Below are 18,283 nucleotides of genomic sequence, written 5' to 3'. Positions count from 1 at the left end.
TTGAAGCCGTCGATCTCCGGGATGGCCCGGGAGACGATGACGCTCATGGCGTAGGGCATGTAGTTGAGCTCCAGGGTTTGGGTGATGGGCTGCTCCAGCACCTCGGCGTGGAGGCCCAGGACATTGGAGTCGTCCACCCGCTTTTTCCCCTCCTGGGGGGGCTTTTTCTTGGCCATTGGTATCCGTCCTTCTCTTATCACCCCTGACCGGGGCCGTTCTGACAGGGCGGGAAGTTTGCGGCTGCATCTGTCCCGCCGCTGTGGTATCCTTTGGAATGGTCCAAAGTTCTAATTGTGGAGTATAAAGGGAGGAAGCTGTATTTTGAGCTGTTGTGAAACCCATTTGAGCCGGGAAAAGGGCTCCCGGGCGGGGGAAATCGCCATGATTGTGTGCGGGGTGCTGCTGGGGGCCCTCATCCTGGCGGTCATGGGATACGCCCTGGCCTCGATCCAGGAAATCGTCTTCTCCGGCATCTTCATCGGGGCGATTCCGGCCGTGGGCGGGGTGGCGCTGATCGTCTATGCCATCCGGCGGGGCAAAAAGCGCCGCGCCCCAGGCCCGGTGGGGGGCCGGAAGGAGGAACAGGCCTTCCTGGAGGCCTTCCGGGCAAAGGCCAAGGGGTAACCGCAAATCCATACGTCTATCCGCCGCCGGCCGGGGCCGCCGCGTTCCGGCCGGCGGCCTTTTTGCGCCCGGCGGGGCCTCCGCCGCCCTGGCTTCCCGCGCCCTCCCGTCCTCACGAGATATCCGCCAGCTCCAGATATTTGTACCCGTTTTCGGCGATGTGGTCCTTCCGGCCCTGGAGGTTGTCCCCCAGCAGCAGGTCGAAGACGGCGGCGGTGCGCGCCACGTCCTCGGGCATGACCTTGATGAGCCGCCGGGTGGCGGGGTTCATGGTGGTCAGCCACATCATGTCCGGGTCGTTCTCGCCCAGGCCCTTGGAGCGCTGGATGGTGTACTTCTTCCCCTCCAGCTCCTGGAGGATGGACGCCTTCTCGCTCTCGTTGTAGGCGAACCAGGTCTTTTCCTTGCAGTTGATCTCATAGAGGGGGGACTCGGCGATATACACATACCCCCGCTGGATGAGGGTGGGGGTCAGGCGGTAGAGCATGGTGAGGATCAGGGTCCGAATCTGGTAGCCGTCCACGTCGGCGTCGGTGCAGATGACAATCTTGTTCCAGCGCAGGTTCATCAGATCGAACTCCGCCATGTCCTTGGCCCGGCGGTCCTTGACCTCCACCCCGCAGCCCAGGACCTTCAGAAGGTCGGTGATGATCTCGGACTTGAAGATCTTGCCGTAGTCGGCCTTGAGGCAGTTCAGAATTTTGCCCCGCACCGGCATGATGCCCTGGAACTCCGCGTCCCGGGAGAGCTTCACCGAGCCCAGGGCGGAGTCGCCCTCCACGATGTAGAGCTCCCGGCGCTCGGTGTCCTTGGTGCGGCAGTCCACGAACTTCTGGACCCGGTTGGAGATGTCCACGCTGCCGGAGAGCTTCTTTTTGATGTTCAGCCGGGTGTTTTCCGCCACCTCCCGGCTGCGCTTGTTGAGCAGCACCTGCTCGGCGATCTTCTGGGCGTCGAAGGGGTTTTCAATAAAGTAGACCTCCAGCTGGCTCTTGAGAAACTCCGTCATGGCCTCCTGGATGAACCTGTTGTTGATGGCCTTTTTGGTCTGGTTTTCGTAGGAGGTCTGGGTGGAGAAGTTGTTGGAGACAAAGATCAGGCAGTCCTGGACGTCGTTCCAGGTGATTTTACTGTCGCTCTTCTGGTATTTGCCCTGGGCCTTGAGGCAGCCGTCGATGGCCGAGACCAGGGCCGAACGCATGGCCTTCTCCGGGGAGCCGCCGTGCTCCAGCCAGGAGGAGTTGTGGTAGTGCTCGATGACCTGGACCCGGTTGGAAAAGCACAGGGCCACGCTGAGCTTCACCTTGTACTCCGGCTTGTCGGAGCGGTCCCGGCCCCGGCGCTCGGCCTGCCAGAAGACGGGGGTGGTGAGGGGGTCCTCCCCTGCCAGCTCGGAGACATAGTCCTGGATGCCGTGCTCATACCGGAACTCGGTGGTCTCGAACTTCCCCTCCACCTGGTTGCGGAAGCGGAAGGTGATCCCGGCGTTGACCACCGCCTGGCGCTTGAGCACGTCCAGGAAGTAGTCCACGGGGATGGCGATGTCGGTGAAGACCTCCAGGTCGGGCTTCCAGCGAAATTTGGAGCCGTTCTTTTTCCCGCTCCAGGGGGTTTTCCGGAGCCCGCCGATGTTTTCCCCCTTTTCAAAGTGGAGGGTGTACTCGAAGCCGTCCCGGTGGATCACGGCGTCGAACCACTCGGAGGCGTACTGGGTGGCGCAGGTGCCCAGGCCGTTGAGGCCCAGGGAGTACTCGTAGTTGTCCCCCTCCAGGTTGTTGTACTTGCCCCCGGCGTAGAGCTCGCAGAAGACCAGCTCCCAGTTGTACTTCTGCTCCTTCTCGTTCCAGTCCACGGGACAGCCCCGGCCGAAGTCCTCCACCTCGATGGACCGGTCGGCGTACCGGGTGACGGTGATGACGTCGCCGTGGCCCTCCCGGGCCTCGTCGATGGCGTTGGATAAAATTTCAAAAACGGCGTGCTCACAGCCCTCCAGCCCGTCGGAGCCGAAGATGACTCCGGGGCGTTTGCGCACCCGGTCGGCCCCCTTCAGGGCGGAGATGGAGTCGTTGCCGTACTGCTGCTTGCCGGCGGTCTTGGCCATGGGATGTTCCTCACCTTTCCAAATCTCGAGATAGCTCTTAGTTTATCCCATTTTGGCCCCCGGTGTCAAGAAAACCGAACGCCCGTTTCACAAAAGGCGGCCTTTCCCCAGAGGTTGCGCCGGGCGGCGGGATGTGATACACTGGGACGCAGAGCCAAAAAGGGGGATGTGCATATGAAGAAAGTCAAAATCACGGTGCTGAAGACCACCCTGGACCGGGAGCTGGCGGCGGAGTACGGCGCGGAGGGCCTGGGCCCCTGCCCCATGCTGCGGGAGGGAACGGTGTTCTACGCCGACTACGCCAAGCCGGAGGGCCTGTGCGACGAGGCGTGGAAGGCCATCTACCAATACGTCTTTGCCCTGGCCCACGGGGCGGGGGAGGGCCTGTTCTACTACGGGGACTGGATTCGCAAACCGGGGGTAGCCATCTGCTCCTGCAACGACGGCCTGCGCCCGGTGATCTTCAAGCTGGAGACCACCCAGGAGACCTCTCAGATCGACTACACCCCCGTGCGCTGAGGGCCGGAAACGCCCAAGGCCCGCATGTGGAGGGGTTCCACATGCGGGCCTGTCCGGTGTCCGCCCCGGTCCGGGGGCTGCCCCGGGCCTCCGGCGGAGCCGGGGAAAGGGAGCAGGCGTCCTTCTGCCTTGGGCCGTGGGCTGTCATCTCTCCCAACAGAGGGGTTCTTTCCCATGCGGCGCTCTCCTTTCGCCTTTCGCCTGAGGGTGACGTCACCCGGCACCGGCTTAAAAGGAGATGTTTGTCCGGCGGAAGGCTCTTTGCCTGTCCGAGCATAGTATGTGCCGCCCCGCCGGGAGAAATACCGTCCAATTTCTGGTATAGCTGCTGGAATATTTGTCCAAACTTTTCATAGACTGTTCTGAACAGAGCGTTTTTGGAAAGGAGGCGGCGGCCATGCTGGCGGCAGCCAGAGACAAGGCATTTTTCTTCCGCAGGCGGGCGGAAAGCGCGCGGGACACCGAGCTTCGGAGCATGAAGGAGGGCCTGGCCAAAACCCGGGTCCTCATCAGCCAGGCCTATGCCGGCTTCAACGGCACCGGCGACCCGGACCTCATCGAGTCCTACGTCTTTGAGATCAACTCCCTCCAGGCCCGGTATTCCTACTTCCTGCGCCGGGTCAAGGAGCTGGAGCGGCAGGAGGGCTGAGGGGTGGGCGGCCTGCTCACCGATACCCTGCCCTGGCTCCTGCTGGGGCTGGTGGCGGTGGGGGCGCTGCTGATGCTGCGGCAGCCCATCCGGTACGCCGGCCGGCTGTGTCTGCGGACGGTGGTATCCCTGGGGGCCCTGGCGGCCTTTCACCCCCTGGGGGCCGCCCTGGGCTGCGCCCTGGGGATCAACCTGGCCAACGCCCTGGTGATGGCCCTGCTGGGGGTCCCGGGCTTCGGGCTCCTCCTGATGCTCAACTGGGCCCTGGGACAGTAAGCCCCTGTGGGCGGAATACCAACCGACGGTCAAAAAGGCCTGCGACGGCGTCCTGCCGGCGCAGGCCTTTTGCATGAAGACGGGATAAGGGATGGATATATCCAATAAAAATAAAAAAGTTCTTGACAAAATTCTATGAATCCTGTATAAATGGAGTAACAGCTTCCGAAAACGTTTTTGATTGGAAAGCGAGGAACCTCTCATGCCGGCAACCATTCGGGACGTGGCAAAGGCCGCCGGGGTGACCATCGGCACCGTCTCGCGGGCCTTGAATAATTATGCCGATGTAAATTATCACACCCGTGAGCGCATCCGGCGCATTGCACAGGAGTTGGGGTACCGCCCCAATCAGATGGCGCGCAGCCTGTCCTCCAAGCATGTGAAAAATATCGCGCTGATCCTGTCCGGCTTTTTAGAGGATACCATGCTCAACGACTTTGAGACGATGCTGATGAAGGGTATTTACCAGTTCGCCTCTGAGCATGGCATTGACATCGCCATGTATGTGATCAACTCCAAGACTCAGCGGGAGAAAAGCTATGAGCAGCTGTGCTATGAGCACAACATCGCCGGGGCCATTTTGTTTGGGCTCAAGACAAACGACCCCTACTGCGCGGCCCTCTCCGCCAGCCACCGCCCCTGCGTCACCATTGACACCGAGGTGCGGAGCCCCTGCACCAGCAATGTGACGCTGGACGATGTGGCCGCCTTTGACGAACTGACCCAGTACCTGATTGACCGTGGGCACCGCAAGATTGTCCTGGTGCATGGGCGCAAGAACGCCATGGTCAGCATGGAGCGCCTGGCCGGCGCACACCAGGCCTTTGTGCGCAACGGCCTTACCCTGACCCACGACGCCATTATTTACACCAACTTCCTCCGGGAGGAGGCCGCCGCCGGTGTGGACGCCTATTTCCGCACCCACGACCCGGACAGCGTCACCGCCTTCCTGTGCATGAGCGATATGCTGGCCATTGGCGCGATGGAGGCGGTCAAGTCCATGGGCTGCCGCGTACCCGCCGATTACTCCATCGTGGGCTACGACGGCCTGGAGGTCACCAACTACACCGACCCCAAAATTACCACAGTGGATCAGAATATCAAGAAAAAAGGCTATGAGGCGGCCCGGCTGCTGTATGACATGCTCCATGGCATCCGGCCCGCCCAGAAGCTGGTGCTTCCCCACACGCTGGTGGAGCGTGGAAGTGTGCAGACATTGGGGTCAGAATAGAGCGGGCATATCCCGCTTTTTTCTGACCGGTCTCCGAAAACGTTTTCGTAGGCCGCACTACCCAGTTGGAAGGGCAATTTGCCGTTTCAAACATAGACCCAAGCCATCATAAAAGGAGGATCACCATGAAAAAGAAGCTCATCTCAGGCATCCTGGCCGGCTCCATGCTGGCCGCGCTGGCCGGCTGCGGCGGCGGCGGGGCCGATCCCAGCCCCTCCGCCGCAGGCTCCGACCCATCCGGCTCCACCAGCGGAGTCATCGAAATCACCATCCCCTCCTATAAGACTGGCGAAAACGTGGGCGCCGTGTTCTTTGAGCCGCAGGTGGAACGGTTCAACCAGCTGTACGAGGGGCAGTACAAGATCAATCTGGAGAGCGTACCCGAGGACGGCTTCAAGGACCGCCTCATCCAGCTGGCCCAGCAGGACATGCTCCCCGTGCTGGTCCAGGGCGGCGACGTGGACTGGATGGCCAACATCGCCTTTCCCAACGGCATGGCTTACGACCTGAGCGAGTGGCTCAACGAGACCCCGGCGGTGAAGGATGTGCTGCTGGACGACGGCCTGGCGTACTGCACCAATGAGGACGGCACCATTTACAGCCTGCCCCTGGCCACGGTGCGTCCCACCGGCTTCTTCTACAACTCCGCCATGTGGGACCCCCAGGAGGACCTGAGCGCCCTGACCATGGACGAGTTCTTCACCCTCCTGGGCGACCAGAAGATCGCCTTCTCCACTGCGGAGAACGGCTGGGTGGCGGCCCTGTTCCTCACGGCCCTCATTGCCGCAGAGGACGGCGGCGTAGAGTGGCTCCAGAGCGGCGTGGAGGCCAAGATCACCGATTTCAACACCCCCGTCTTCATCAACGCCGTGGCCAATTTGCAGGCGCTGTTACAGAACAACGCCGCCTCCAACTCCATCGGCGCGGCCTATGCTGACGCGGCCAACGCCTTCATGAGCAGCCAGGCTGCCCTCATCGCCAACGGCCCCTGGATGTCCGCCGACTTTGAGGAGACCAACTCCGCCAACTGGAGCAACGGCTTCAACGGCGCCGGCGTACACGCCTCCCTGTTCCCCGGCCAGGTGGGCATCGCCACCACCGCCTGCTTCGGGGAGTGGTGGATCTCCGCCTCCGCTACCGAGGAGGAGCTGGAGCTGGCCAAGGCCTTCCTGGAGTTCGTCTACTCCCCTGAGGAGCTGGAGGCTTACCTGCTGGCCGAGGGCGGCGACGCCCCCAAGCTGGAGTACAGCGAGAACTTTAAGGCCCAGCAGGCTGAGACCCAGGTGCTGGCCGATCTGGCCGCCGACACCACGGAGGAGACCGTCTTTGCCCCCTGCATCCTGGACATGATCCCGGCTTCTGTGGCAAACTCGGACTTTGGCCGCCTTCTGCCCTCCCTGGCGGACGGTACATACACCCCGGAGGAGTTCGCGCAGTGGATGACCGACAGTGCCGTTGCGGCTGCGGCCGAGTAACGGAAGGGACTGTCTTCCATAGGGCCTGCCGGGATACGGCCGGCTTGACCTGGTGCTCCATCCGGTCAGAATCCTGCATTCGCGCCCGGGCAGGCTGAGCGCCTGTGTGCGCTGCCGTCCTGGATGGGCGGTAAGCCCATCTGCGTCCCCCGCCTTCTCAGGACCCCATCCTCCCCCGGGCCCAAACTGCATCACCTACCAGATGGAGCACTGGAGCGGACCATGCGGTGCGTCATGCTTCCGCAGGAGGCATTGACGCACCGCATTTACTTTCCTGTCTGCAGCGGAGGATAGCGCTGCGGCGTCCGCACCGGAGGGACGGCCGCCGTGCGGGGAAAGGAGTGCTTTGTATGAACATACCTCACAAGCGGACGGGCCGCCGGTCCCACATCAGCCGGATGCGGCGGTCGAACTACAAATGGATCTACCTGTTCCTTCTGCCCACCTTTGTGATTTTTGTCCTCTTTTATGCCGCCCCCATTGTCCAGGTATTTGTCACCTCCTTCACCAGTTGGGACGGCTTCAACCCGCCTGAGTTCAGCGGACTGCGCAACTACATCAACCTGTTTTCCAACAACGGCTTTCTGATGTCGCTGAAAAACCTGTTTTTCTGGTGCCTGGTGGCGGCCACGTTGCATGTGGGCTTCGGCACGCTGGTGGCCTTTGTGCTCTACCAGAAGCCCCGGGGCTGGAAGGCAACCCGGGCCGTGTTCATGATCCCCAACGTCATCAGCGCCGCGGCCTGGGCCATGATCTACCGGTTTATTTTTAACAACGACTTCGGGGTGCTCAACAACATCATCCGCGGTGTGAACCCTGAATTTAACGTCCAGTGGTTTTATCAGTCTCCCTGGGCCTTCTGGGCGGTGACGCTGACGTGGCTGTTCTACGCGGTGATTGTCACCCTGGTGGTGCTGGGGGATCTGATGAACATCCCCCAGGAGCTGGGGGAGGCCGCCCGCCTGGATGGCGCCACGGGCTGGCAGTTTATCCGGCACATCCAGCTTCCGCTGTGCCGCAGCGCCATCGGCACCAGTGTGATCTGCTCCCTGACAGCCCGAATCGCCATGTATGAACAGATCTCCCTGACCACCGCCGGCGGACCGGGAAACGACACCATGAGCCTGTCCATCCTGCTGGTAAACGGCATTCTGGATTACCGCTACGGCTATGCCAACGCGGTGGGCGTGGTGATGTTTCTTATCGGCCTGCTGATCCTGGCCGTAGTGAATAAGCTCTTCCGCATGGACGAATCGGATTATTGAGGTGAGGGAAATGATACTGAAAAAGGGAATGACGCGAATCTTCCTGTACGCCGTGGAGGCGTTTGTCCTTGTCATATCCGCCTTCCCGCTCCTCTGGGTCATCGTGTCGGCTTTTAAGACAAACGGAGAGATTTTGAGCGATCCCCTGGCCCTGCCGTCATCCATCTCCCTGGATACCTTTGCCCATCTGTTTGACACCTACAACTTCCCCGTCTACTTTCTTAATTCCCTGCTGGCCGCAGGGGTGTCCACGGTGGTGTCCCTGCTGTTTTACTCCATGGGCGCTTATGTGATCGCGAAATTTAACTTCCCCGGCCGCCGGCTCCTGTACATCCTCTTTACCATCACCCTGCTGGTGCCCGCACACAGCAAGACCCAGCCCATCTTCAGCCTGGTGATGCAGCTGGGGCTGTACGACAATATCTGGGGCGTCACGTTTGTCTACCTGTCCATGGGGATGGCCATGTCCATCTTTATCCTCAAGGCCGGTTTCATGGCCGTGCCCAAGACCCTGGACGAGGCCGCCATTGTGGACGGAGCGGGCTTTGTGCGCGTCTTCCTGCGCATCAATCTGCCCCTGGTCAAAAACGCCCTGACCACGGCCGGCATTCTGATGTTCCTGAACAACTGGAACGAGTACTACTTCGCCTCCCTGCTGACGGTGTCCGACTCCCAGCGGACCCTGCCCATCGCGCTGGCGTTCTTTACCAGCGAATTTTCCTACAACTACACCCAGCTGTTCTCGGCGCTTACTGTGGTGATCCTGCCGGGGATCATCCTGTACGCCCTGGCGCAGGAGAAGGTGCAGGCCAGTGTGGCCACAGCTGGCATAAAGGGCTGAATTTCTAAGACAAGGAGCCTTGTTTATGAGTGAAAACAAACCGGCCCAGGGCTGGATCATCGAGGAGACCAGCTTTGACCCCCGCTACATTGCCAAGGGGGAATCCATCCTGGCCCAGGGGAATGGGTATCTGAATCTGCGCTGCGCCCAGGAGGAGGGCTATGTGGGCCAGCGCCGGGGCGCGTTCATTACAGGAACGTTCAATAAGTCCATGGAAGACGAGGTGACGGAGCTCCCCAACCTGCCGGATGTGACGGAGCTGGTCCTCTCCATCCGCGGGGAGCGGTTTTCCATGGATCGCGGCTGCTGGGAGGACTACGCCCGCACGCTGGACCTGCGCACCGGCGAGGTGGTGCGCCGCCTCCGCTGGACCAGCCCCAAGGGGGACGTGGTGGAGCTGTGCTTCCGGCGCTTTGTCTCCCTGGATGAGGAGCACCTGGCCGCCTTTTCCCTGGAGCTGACCCCGCGCTCCGGCCCCCTGGAGCTGGTGATGGAGAGCGGGATCAACTCCCGCATCACCAACACCGGCTCTCAGCACTGCACCGAGGGGGAAAAGCGCCTGCTGGGCGGGGAGGTGCTCCGGCTGTGCGCCTGGACGTGCCAGTCTCAGATCCCCGTCGCCATCCACTGCGTCCACCGCTTCAGCCTTCCGCCGGAGCGGGCCCTGCCGGTGATGGAGCGGCGGCGGTTTGTCAACCGCTATTCCTTCCGGCTCGCCCAGGGGCAGACCCTGCGGATGGAAAAGCTGGCCTGCTACCACACAGGGCGGGACCTGCCCTTCGCCGCCCCCGAATGCCCTGCCGGCACCGGCGATATGGCCGCTGTCAGCGAGGCGGGAGACGCCTGCATCCAGACGGCGGCAGGGCGCGGCTATGACGCGCTGCTGGCCGCCTCCGCCCGGCGCTGGTCCGCGTACTGGGAGAAAAACGACGTGGAGATTGACAGCCCCGACCCCCTGGACCAGCTGGGCCTCCGCTTCGCCCTCTACCACCTGAACATCATGATCAAGCGGGATGACAGCCGGGTGGGCATCGGCGCCAAGGGCATGACCGGCGAGGGCTACAAGGGGCACTCCTTCTGGGATACAGAGATGTTCCTGCTGCCCCACTATCTCTTCACCGACCCGGCCGCCGCCCGCACTCTGCTGGAGTACCGCTGGCGCAGTCTGCCCGGCGCCCGCCGGAAGGCCCGGGAGAACCGCTATGAGGGGGCCATGTTCCCCTGGGAGAGCGCCTGGCTGGACGACGGCGAAGTGACGCCCCAGTTTGGCGCGGCCGATATCGCCACCGGGGACAGCATTCCCATTCTCACCGGCCTGCTGGAGCACCACATCACTGCGGACATCGCCTGGGCGGTATGGCTGTACTACACTGCCACAGGGGACGAGGCCTTTATGGACCGCTGTGGGTGCGAGCTTCTGGTGGAAACTGCCCGGTTTTGGGCAAGCCGTCTGGAATGGCGGGGGGAGCCGGGCCGCTATGAGATTCGCAATGTGATTGGCCCGGATGAGTATAAGGAGCATGTGGACAACAACGCCTTTACCAACTACATGGCAGCCTGGAATCTGGAGTACGCCGCCGGCATTATGGAGCGCATGGAGCGGGCGTGGCCCGGCGCCTGGGCGAATCTGTCCAGCCGGTACAACCTGCCGGACCTGGTCCAGGAATTCCGCGCCAAGCGGCAGGCCCTCTACCTGCCTGTCCCCGGGCCGGACGGCCTTGTCCCCCAAAACGACCAATATCTGGGTCTGGAGAAAATCGACCTGACCCGATACAAGTGCCAGGCGGGGGTCTCTGACATCTATGAGGATTACAGCCAGGCACAGATGAACCACCTGATGGTATCCAAGCAGGCGGACCTGGTCATGCTGCTGCGCATCATGCCGGAGCTCTTTGACGCGGAGACCCGCCGGAAGAATTTCCTGTTTTACGAATCCCGCACCCTGCACGACTCCTCCCTGAGCCACGGCCAGCACTGCATCCTGGCGGCCTGGCTGTCGCTGGAGGAGATGGCGCTGGAGCTCTACCGCCATGCCTGCGCCGTGGACCTGGGCCCCAACCCCGCCTCCTCCGACGAGGGGATTCACAGCGCCTCCATGGGCAACATCTGGCAGTGCGTGGTCTGCGGCTTTGCCGGGCTGCAGTGGCACGCGGATGTGCTGTCTCTGGACAATCACCTGCCCAAGAGCTGGCGGCGGATGGCCTTCTGCCTGGAGTGGCAGGGGGCCCGGCTCCGGGTGGAGCTGACGCCGGAGCGCATCGCGGTCACCCACCTGTCCGGCCGGGCGGTCCGTCTGCAGCTGGCGCAGACCATGCACACATTATCCCAAAACGGCGCACAGAGGGCCGAAAGCGGTGGAGGGAATTGACCATGAAATATCAAGCCATTCTTTTTGACCTGGACGGTGTGCTGTGCACCACCGACCGTTTCCACTATGAGGCGTGGAAGCAGACGGCGCAGGAGGTGCGGGCGCCCTTTGACGAGCAGATCAACCAGCGCCTGCGGGGGGTCAGCCGGATGGAGAGCCTGGAGATTATTCTGGAGGGGAGCCCCCTGACCCTCTCCGGAGAGGAAAAGCTGCGCCTGGCGGAGGAGAAGAACGACCGCTACCGGGCCCTGCTCAGCCAGCTCACCCCGGCGGACATGGGGGAGGGCGTGCGGGACACCCTTAAACGCCTGCGCGCTGCGGGACTGCGCTTGGCCGTGGGCTCCTCCAGTAAGAACGCGGGCTTCATTCTGCGCCAGCTTCAGGCGGAGGAGCTGTTTGACGCGGTGTGCGACGGTACGCAGATCACCCACTCCAAACCGGACCCGGAGGTATTTCTGAAGGCGGCGGAACAGGTGGAGACGCCGCCCGCCCGCTGCCTGGTGGTGGAGGACGCCTCCGCCGGGCTGGAGGCGGCCCGGGCCGGCGGTATGGACTGCGCCATTCTGGGGGACGCCGAAATGCCTTTTGCGCCCACATATCACCTGGACCGGCTGGAGGAGCTGCCCGGCCTGATTTTATAGCTTGAGGAGGCGCCACAATGGAAAAGATACAGCGCGCATGGTGGAAAGAGGCCGCCGTCTACCAGATCTACCCCCGGAGCTTCTGTGACTCCAACGGAGACGGGATCGGGGATCTCAACGGCATCCTGCAAAAGCTGGATTATATTCAGGGGCTGGGTGTGGACGTGCTGTGGCTGAACCCCATCTACGACTCCCCCAATGTGGACAACGGCTATGACATCCGGGACTACCGGGCGATTTTGGCCGAATTTGGCACCATGGAGGACTTTGACCGGCTGCTGGAGGCGGTCCACCGGCGGGGGATGCGCCTGGTCATGGACCTGGTGGTCAACCACACCTCTGACCAGCACCCCTGGTTTCTGGCCAGCCGCTCGGACCGGAACGGCCCCATGCGGGACTACTATATCTGGAAGGACCCCAAGCCGGACGGCGGACCGCCCAACAACTGGGGCGGTTGCTTCGGCGGCCCGGCCTGGACCTACGACAAGGACACCGGGCAGTATTACCTCCACCTGTTTACGCCGGAGCAGCCGGACCTCAACTGGGAGAATCCGGCGGTGCGGGACGCGGTGTTCGACATGATGGACTTCTGGTTCCAAAGGGGCATCGACGGCTTCCGTATGGACGTGATCAGCATGATTTCCAAAGGAGGCTACGCCGATGGCCCCCTCCGGGCCGACGGGCTTTACGGGGACTACACGGGTCAGTGCGCCAACGGCCCCCGGGTGCATGAGTACCTCCGGGAGATGAACCGCCGGGTACTGAGCCGCTACGACTGCATGACGGTGGGGGAAAACGCCGCAGTCACCCCGGAGCTGGCCTGCCAATACGCCGGCTTTGACCGGGGCGAGCTGAACATGGTGTTCCACTTTGAACTGATGGACGTGGACGGCGGGGAAACCCGCAGGTGGGAGCTGGAGCACCCCTGGAAGCTGACGGACATCAAGGGCGTCATGACCCGCTGGCAGACCCTGCTGGACGGCAGGGCCTGGAACACCCTGTTCTGGGGCAACCATGACCAGCCCCGCCCTGTCTCCCGGTTTGGGGACGATTCCACCGAGGAGAGCCGGGTCCGCTCGGCCAAGATGCTGGCGGTGTGCCTCTATCTGATGCAGGGCACCCCCTACATCTACCAGGGCGAGGAGCTGGGGATGACCAATACCCACTTCACCAGCATTGACAGCATCAACGATGTGCAGACCCGCAACGCCTACCGGGAGCGGACGGAGCGCCTGGGGGTCAGCCACGAGGATATGATGGGGGTCATCAACTACAACAGCCGGGAACACGCCCGCACCCCCATGCACTGGACCGCCGGCCGGAACGCCGGTTTTACCGACGGCGAGCCCTGGATTGCCCTCAATCCCAACTACCCGTACATCAATGCCCAGAGCCAGGTTGACGACCCAGACTCTGTCTATCACTTCTACCGCAGGCTGCTGGCCGTGCGGAAGGGGAGCGACACCCTGCTGTACGGACACTACCGGCTGCTTCTCCCGGACAGCGAGGAGATCTACGCCTATACCCGGACCCTCAACGGGAAGGAGATTCTGGTGGTGTGCAATTTTACCGGGAAGGAGGTGCGATGGAACCTTCCGGACGGCTGGACGCATGGGGAGATTCTGATCTCCAACTATGACGGCGCCGGCGCCGGGAACGTGCTGCGCCCCTTTGAGGCCTTTGCCCTGCGGCGCGGCGGGCAGTCTGAGACATAATCTCAGCGGCCATAATCACATGCCTCCCGCATCTACTCCATTTCCATAGGGCGGGAGAGCGGTCAAAAGGAGGAAAGGTCCGCCGGGCCGGCGGTGCGGCAGTGTGGAGACCTGTCGCAGCTTTCCCGGGGCTTTGCGCCCCGGAAGCGAGAGGGTATTTGCGGAGGCATTGCCCTTACGGCCCATGTATATGGCAACTGTGAGTCTGAAAAACGTAAAAAAGATCTATGACAACAAGGTGACCGCCGTTCATGACTTCAACCTGGAGATCGCGGACAAGGAGTTCATCGTGCTGGTGGGCCCCTCCGGCTGCGGCAAATCCACCACCCTGCGGATGATTGCGGGGCTGGAAGAAATCTCTGAGGGCGACCTGTTCATCGGCGGCAAGCGGATGAACGATGTGGAGCCCAAGGACCGGGATATCGCCATGGTCTTCCAGAGCTATGCCCTGTACCCCCATATGACCGTGTATGAGAACATGGCCTTCGCCCTGAAGCTGCGCAAGACCCCCAAGGAGGAGATCGACCGGAAGGTGCGGGAGGCTGCGGAGATTCTGGACATTACGACGTACCTGGGGCGCAAGCCCAAAGCCCTGTCCGGCGGCCAGCGGCAGCGGGTGGCCATTGGCCGGGCCATCGTCCGGGACCCCAAGGTGTTCCTGATGGATGAGCCCCTGTCCAACCTGGACGCCAAGCTGCGCAACCAAATGCGGGCGGAGATCATCAAGCTCCGGCAGCGCATCCAAACCACCTTCGTCTACGTCACCCACGACCAGACCGAGGCCATGACCCTGGGCGACCGGATCGTCATCATGAAGGACGGTTTCATCCAGCAGACCGGCACGCCCCAGGAGGTGTTCGACCAGCCAGCCAACCTGTTTGTGGCCGGCTTCATCGGCTCCCCTCAGATGAACTTCTTCGACGGACAGCTGACCAAGCAGGACGGCAGGTACCAGGTCACCATCGGCGAAGCCGCCATGACGCTGCCGCAGACCGCGCAGGACCTCCTCAGCCAGCGGGGGGTGGGCGGCATGGCCGTGACGGTGGGCGCCCGCCCGGAGCACCTCTCCTTCGCGGCGGAGGCGGGCGGCCACACCATCGCCAGCCGGGTGGATGTGTCCGAGATGATGGGCAGCGAGGTGTACCTCCACGTCAACGCCGTGGGCAGGGACGTGGTGATGCGCATTCCAACCACGGACCTGCCGGAGGAGCACCGGGCCGGCATCCCCTATGGCACAGAGATCCGCTTTACCTTCCGCCCTGAGCTGATCCACCTCTTTGACCCCCAGACGGAGAAGAACCTGATGTACGGAACCTAAACCGCAGCTGCGCATGAAACAAACAACGGACTGTCTCTCCCGCCGGGAGAGACAGTCCGTTGTTGTTATGCCTGGAGGGCCCGGTCGTAGGCATCCCTGGTCCGCCGGTCGAAGCAGACGAAGGTGATCTGGTCGAAGGTCCCGGGGTGGGCCGCCAGGAAGTTCCGCACCGTCTCCACAGCGATGGGGGCAGCCAGGCCCAGGGGGAAGCGATAGACCCCGGTGCTGATGGAGGGGAAGGCCACCGTCCGGAAGCCGTGGTCCAGAGCCAGCTCCAGGCAGGAGCGGTAGCAGGAGGCCAGGAGCGCCCGCTCCCCCCGGTCCCCGCCGCGCCAGATGGGGCCGGGGGTGTGGAGGACGTATTTGGCCGGCAGGCGGTACGGGTGAGCTTGGCCTTCCCCGTCGCACAGCCGTGGAGGGCGCGGCCTTCCTCCAGCAGCTCCGGCCCGGCGGTTCGGTGGATGGCCCCGTCCACCCCGCCGCCTCCCAGCAGGGAGGTGTTGGCGGCGTTGGCAATGGCGTCGGCGGGGAACTGGGTGATGTCCTCCAGCCAGGTGGCGATCTGGTCAGTCATGGGACGCCTCCTCGCTCTCCGGGGCGGGGGGCTCCTCCGCTCCGCCGGACTGATGGGCGGCCAGCTGGGCCTCCAGGTCTTCCGGCTGGGTGAAGACCTTCTGGAAGGTCCCGGCGTCCATGGTCTCGAACTCCAGCAGGTACCGGGCCGCCAGCTCCAGGGCGGCGCGCTGCTCGGTCAGGATGGTCCGGCACCGGGCGTAGGCGCTGTCGATGAGGGTTTTGACCTCCTCGTCGATGATGGCGGCCACCTCCTCGGAGTAGCTCTTGGCCTGGGCCATGGAGCGGCCGATGAAGACCTCATCGTGGCCGGTGTCGAAGGTGACGCTCCCCAGGCGGGGGCTCATGCCGTAGCGCATGACCATGTTCCGGGCGATGGCGCTGGCCCGCTGGATATCGTTGCCCGCCCCGGTGGAGATGTCCCCCAGGGTGAGCTCCTCGGCCACCCGGCCCCCCAGCAGGGAGGCGATGCGCTCGGTGAGCTCCAGGCGGGACTGGAAGCTCCTGTCCTCCTGGGGCAGGCTGATGGTCATGCCCCCCGCCCCGCCCCGGGGCACAATGGTGATCTGGTGGACCGGGTCGGCGGTCTCCAGGGCGTGGCTCACCACGGCGTGGCCGGCCTCGTGGTAGGCGGTGAGCTTCCGCTCCCGGGCCGTCACCACCCGGCTCTTCTTCTCCGGGCCGGCCACCACCTTGATGACGGCCTCGTGGAGGTCGGACATGGTGAGAAAGGGCTCCCCCCGCCGGGCGGCCAGGAGGGCGGCCTCGTTCATCAGGTTCTCCAAATCGGCGCCTGTGAAGCCGCCGGTGGCCTTGGCCAGCTCGGCCAGGGAGACGTCCTCGGCCAGGGGCTTGTTCCGGGCATGGATCTTCAAAATGGCCTCCCGGCCCTTGATGTCGGGGTAGCCCACATAGACCTGCCGGTCAAACCGGCCGGGCCGCAGCAGGGCGGGGTCCAGGATGTCCACCCGGTTGGTGGCGGCCAGGACGATGACCCCCTCGTTGGAGGAGAAGCCGTCCATCTCCACCAGGAGCTGGTTGAGGGTCTGCTCCCGCTCGTCGTGGCCGCCCCCCAGGCCGGCCCCCCGCTGACGGCCCACGGCGTCGATCTCGTCGATGAAGACGATGGCGGGGGAGTCCTTCTTGGCCTGGTCAAAGAGGTCCCGGACCCGGCTGGCCCCCACGCCCACATAGAGCTCCACGAAGTCGGAGCCTGAGATAGACAGGAAGTTGACCCCCGCCTCCCCCGCCACGGCCTTGGCCAGGAGGGTCTTGCCGGTGCCCGGCGGGCCCACCAGCAGCACCCCTTTGGGGATGCGGGCCCCCAGGGAGACAAAGCGGTCGGGGTCCCGGAGGAACTCCACGATCTCCTGGAGCTCCTCCTTTTCCTCGTCGGCTCCGGCCACATCGGCAAAGGTGACGTGCTTGGTCCCCTGGTCGGCCAGGGTTCGGGTCCGGGCCCGGCCGAAGCGGGCGGTGCGGTCCCCGCCGCCTCCGCCGGCGGCCCCGTTCTGCCGGACAAACATGAAGTAGAACATGAGGCCGAAGACCAGGCAGATGGCCAGGAAGGGCAGAAACTCCATCCAGATGGGCGGGGTGCGGTCCGGCGGGTAGTCATAGCTGCTGATGATGCCGGCCCGCCACTGGTTGACCACCAGGTCGTTAAAGTCCAGGTAGAAAAGCTCAAAGGAGTAGAGCTCATAGGTCAGGGTGCCGCCGTCCTTCAGGGTGAGGATCAGGTTGTTTTCCTGGTCGATCACCAGCGATTCCACGTTCTGCTGTTCCAGGGCCCGGCGGACCTGGTCGTAGGTGGTCTCCCCGCCGGTGTTCATGCTCTGGAGGGTCCACAGGGTCCCCACCAGAATGAACAGAATCAGGGCGTAGAAGATGATGTCACGCAGGCTGAGCTTCTTCAAGAAAATACCACATCCTTCACGATAGGCTGGGGAACGGGGTTAGGCATCCCCGGAGGCGGCCGGCTCGTAGACCTGGGGCTTGAGCACGCCTATGTAGGGGAGGTTCCGGTAGCGCTCGGCGTAGTCCAGCCCGTAGCCCACCACAAAGAGGTCCTCCACCGGGAAACCCACATAGTCGGCCTGGACGGGCTTGACCCGCCGGGAGGGCTTATCCAGCAGGGTGCACAGCCGGATGGAGGCGGGGCGCCGGGCCTGGAGAATTTGGAGGAGGTAGGCCAGGGTGTTGCCGCTGTCCAGGATGTCCTCCACCACGACGATGTCCCGGCCCTCGATGTTCTCGGAGAGGTCCTTGGTGATCTTCACCTGGCCGGAGGAGGTGGTGCCGGAGCCGTAGGAGGACACGGCCATAAAGTCCAGCTTACAGGGGAGGGTGACGGCCCGCACCAGGTCCGCCATGAAGATGAAGGAGCCCCGGAGGACGCTGATGAACATGGGCTCCCGGCCGGCGTAGTCCCGGTCGATCTGGGCGGCCAGCTCCGCCACCCGGGTTCTGAGGGCCTCCTCGGTGAATAAGACCCGTTCGATATCCTGTGCCTGCATGGTGTTTCCTTCTTTCTGTTCTGTTGTGGAACCTGGGGTCCGCCGTCCTCTTTTGGCTCCTCCTCTGGGGAGCTGGCTGCGGCGTCAGCCGCAGACTAGGGCTTGTTTGAAAATTGGCGATGTGTCCAGCAGCGAGGGATTTTGGGCCGCCGGCAAGCAATTTTTTCGCAG

15 protein-coding genes and 1 pseudogene are annotated in these 18,283 nt (G+C 63.3%); 12 read left to right on the top strand and 4 right to left on the bottom strand.

Features of this window, described 5'->3' with window-relative positions; translation table 11 throughout:
• The first annotated feature begins 321 nt into the window (after nucleotides 1-321).
• Nucleotides 322-624 (top strand): hypothetical protein, encoded by a 303-nt coding sequence (locus Q0K09_RS07460; protein ID WP_294474862.1) that lies wholly within the window; start codon nucleotides 322-324, stop codon nucleotides 622-624.
• Between the two features lie 112 nt (nucleotides 625-736).
• Here the strand turns inward: Q0K09_RS07460 and Q0K09_RS07455 are convergent, their stop codons facing one another.
• Nucleotides 737-2,725: a toprim domain-containing protein gene (locus Q0K09_RS07455; protein ID WP_294474860.1), complete on the bottom strand. Its 1,989-nt coding sequence runs from the start codon at nucleotides 2,723-2,725 to the stop codon at nucleotides 737-739.
• Nucleotides 2,726-2,899: 174 nt separating this feature from the next.
• Here Q0K09_RS07455 and Q0K09_RS07450 point away from each other — a divergent pair, with 174 nt between their 5' ends.
• From Q0K09_RS07450 to ugpC, 11 genes are all read left to right on the top strand, one after another.
• The gene (locus Q0K09_RS07450; protein ID WP_294474857.1) at nucleotides 2,900-3,244 is read left to right on the top strand and encodes a TIGR04076 family protein; all 345 of its coding nucleotides are present in this window, start codon (nucleotides 2,900-2,902) and stop codon (nucleotides 3,242-3,244) included.
• Nucleotides 3,245-3,641: 397 nt separating this feature from the next.
• Nucleotides 3,642-3,893, top strand: coding sequence for a DUF2508 family protein (locus Q0K09_RS07445; protein WP_294474855.1), 252 nt, complete (start codon nucleotides 3,642-3,644; stop codon nucleotides 3,891-3,893).
• A gap of 3 nt (nucleotides 3,894-3,896) precedes the next feature.
• On the top strand, nucleotides 3,897-4,169 hold the full coding sequence (locus tag Q0K09_RS07440) for a pro-sigmaK processing inhibitor BofA family protein (RefSeq protein ID WP_294474854.1): 273 nt from the start codon (nucleotides 3,897-3,899) through the stop codon (nucleotides 4,167-4,169).
• Nucleotides 4,170-4,371: 202 nt separating this feature from the next.
• Complete coding sequence (locus tag Q0K09_RS07435; RefSeq protein WP_294474852.1) at nucleotides 4,372-5,400, top strand: LacI family DNA-binding transcriptional regulator; 1,029 nt, start codon at nucleotides 4,372-4,374, stop codon at nucleotides 5,398-5,400.
• A 125-nt stretch (nucleotides 5,401-5,525) separates the two neighbouring features.
• Nucleotides 5,526-6,875: an ABC transporter substrate-binding protein gene (locus Q0K09_RS07430; protein ID WP_294474850.1), complete on the top strand. Its 1,350-nt coding sequence runs from the start codon at nucleotides 5,526-5,528 to the stop codon at nucleotides 6,873-6,875.
• 350 nt (nucleotides 6,876-7,225) lie between these two features.
• Nucleotides 7,226-8,140, top strand: coding sequence for a sugar ABC transporter permease (locus tag Q0K09_RS07425; protein ID WP_294474847.1), 915 nt, complete (start codon nucleotides 7,226-7,228; stop codon nucleotides 8,138-8,140).
• A 10-nt stretch (nucleotides 8,141-8,150) separates the two neighbouring features.
• A complete protein-coding gene (locus tag Q0K09_RS07420; RefSeq protein WP_294474845.1) occupies nucleotides 8,151-8,981 on the top strand; it encodes a carbohydrate ABC transporter permease in 831 nt (276 codons plus the stop codon).
• A gap of 25 nt (nucleotides 8,982-9,006) precedes the next feature.
• Nucleotides 9,007-11,349, top strand: coding sequence for a glycosyl hydrolase family 65 protein (locus Q0K09_RS07415; RefSeq protein WP_294474843.1), 2,343 nt, complete (start codon nucleotides 9,007-9,009; stop codon nucleotides 11,347-11,349).
• A gap of 2 nt (nucleotides 11,350-11,351) precedes the next feature.
• Nucleotides 11,352-11,990, top strand: coding sequence for a beta-phosphoglucomutase (pgmB, locus tag Q0K09_RS07410; protein ID WP_294474841.1), 639 nt, complete (start codon nucleotides 11,352-11,354; stop codon nucleotides 11,988-11,990).
• Nucleotides 11,991-12,007: 17 nt separating this feature from the next.
• Nucleotides 12,008-13,705 carry an alpha-glucosidase gene (locus Q0K09_RS07405; RefSeq protein WP_294474840.1) on the top strand — a complete coding sequence of 566 codons (1,698 nt, stop codon included), beginning with the start codon at nucleotides 12,008-12,010 and terminating at the stop codon, nucleotides 13,703-13,705.
• 190 nt (nucleotides 13,706-13,895) lie between these two features.
• Nucleotides 13,896-15,023, top strand: a complete 1,128-nt coding sequence (gene ugpC, locus Q0K09_RS07400; RefSeq protein WP_294474867.1) for a sn-glycerol-3-phosphate ABC transporter ATP-binding protein UgpC — start codon at nucleotides 13,896-13,898, stop codon at nucleotides 15,021-15,023.
• Nucleotides 15,024-15,088: 65 nt separating this feature from the next.
• Here the strand turns inward: ugpC and Q0K09_RS07395 are convergent.
• The 3 genes and pseudogenes from Q0K09_RS07395 to hpt all read right to left on the bottom strand — a co-directional run bounded on the left by Q0K09_RS07395 (nucleotide 15,089) and on the right by hpt (nucleotide 18,112).
• Nucleotides 15,089-15,597 (bottom strand): annotated as a pseudogene (locus Q0K09_RS07395) (O-acetyl-ADP-ribose deacetylase).
• On the bottom strand, nucleotides 15,590-17,512 hold the full coding sequence (gene ftsH, locus Q0K09_RS07390; RefSeq protein WP_365931776.1) for an ATP-dependent zinc metalloprotease FtsH: 1,923 nt from the start codon (nucleotides 17,510-17,512) through the stop codon (nucleotides 15,590-15,592). Before ftsH ends, Q0K09_RS07395 begins: the two are co-directional and overlap by 8 nt.
• Before the next feature lie 39 nt (nucleotides 17,513-17,551).
• Nucleotides 17,552-18,112 carry a hypoxanthine phosphoribosyltransferase gene (gene hpt / locus Q0K09_RS07385; protein ID WP_294474837.1) on the bottom strand — a complete coding sequence of 187 codons (561 nt, stop codon included), beginning with the start codon at nucleotides 18,110-18,112 and terminating at the stop codon, nucleotides 17,552-17,554.
• Nucleotides 18,113-18,283 lie beyond the last annotated feature (171 nt).

Origin of the sequence: uncultured Intestinimonas sp., assembly GCF_944387725.1 — a bacterium.
Lineage (GTDB): Bacteria > Bacillota > Clostridia > Oscillospirales > Oscillospiraceae > Intestinimonas.
The sequence above is the reverse complement of the archived record's forward strand: the minus strand, read 5'-3'. Positions and strand labels throughout refer to the sequence as shown.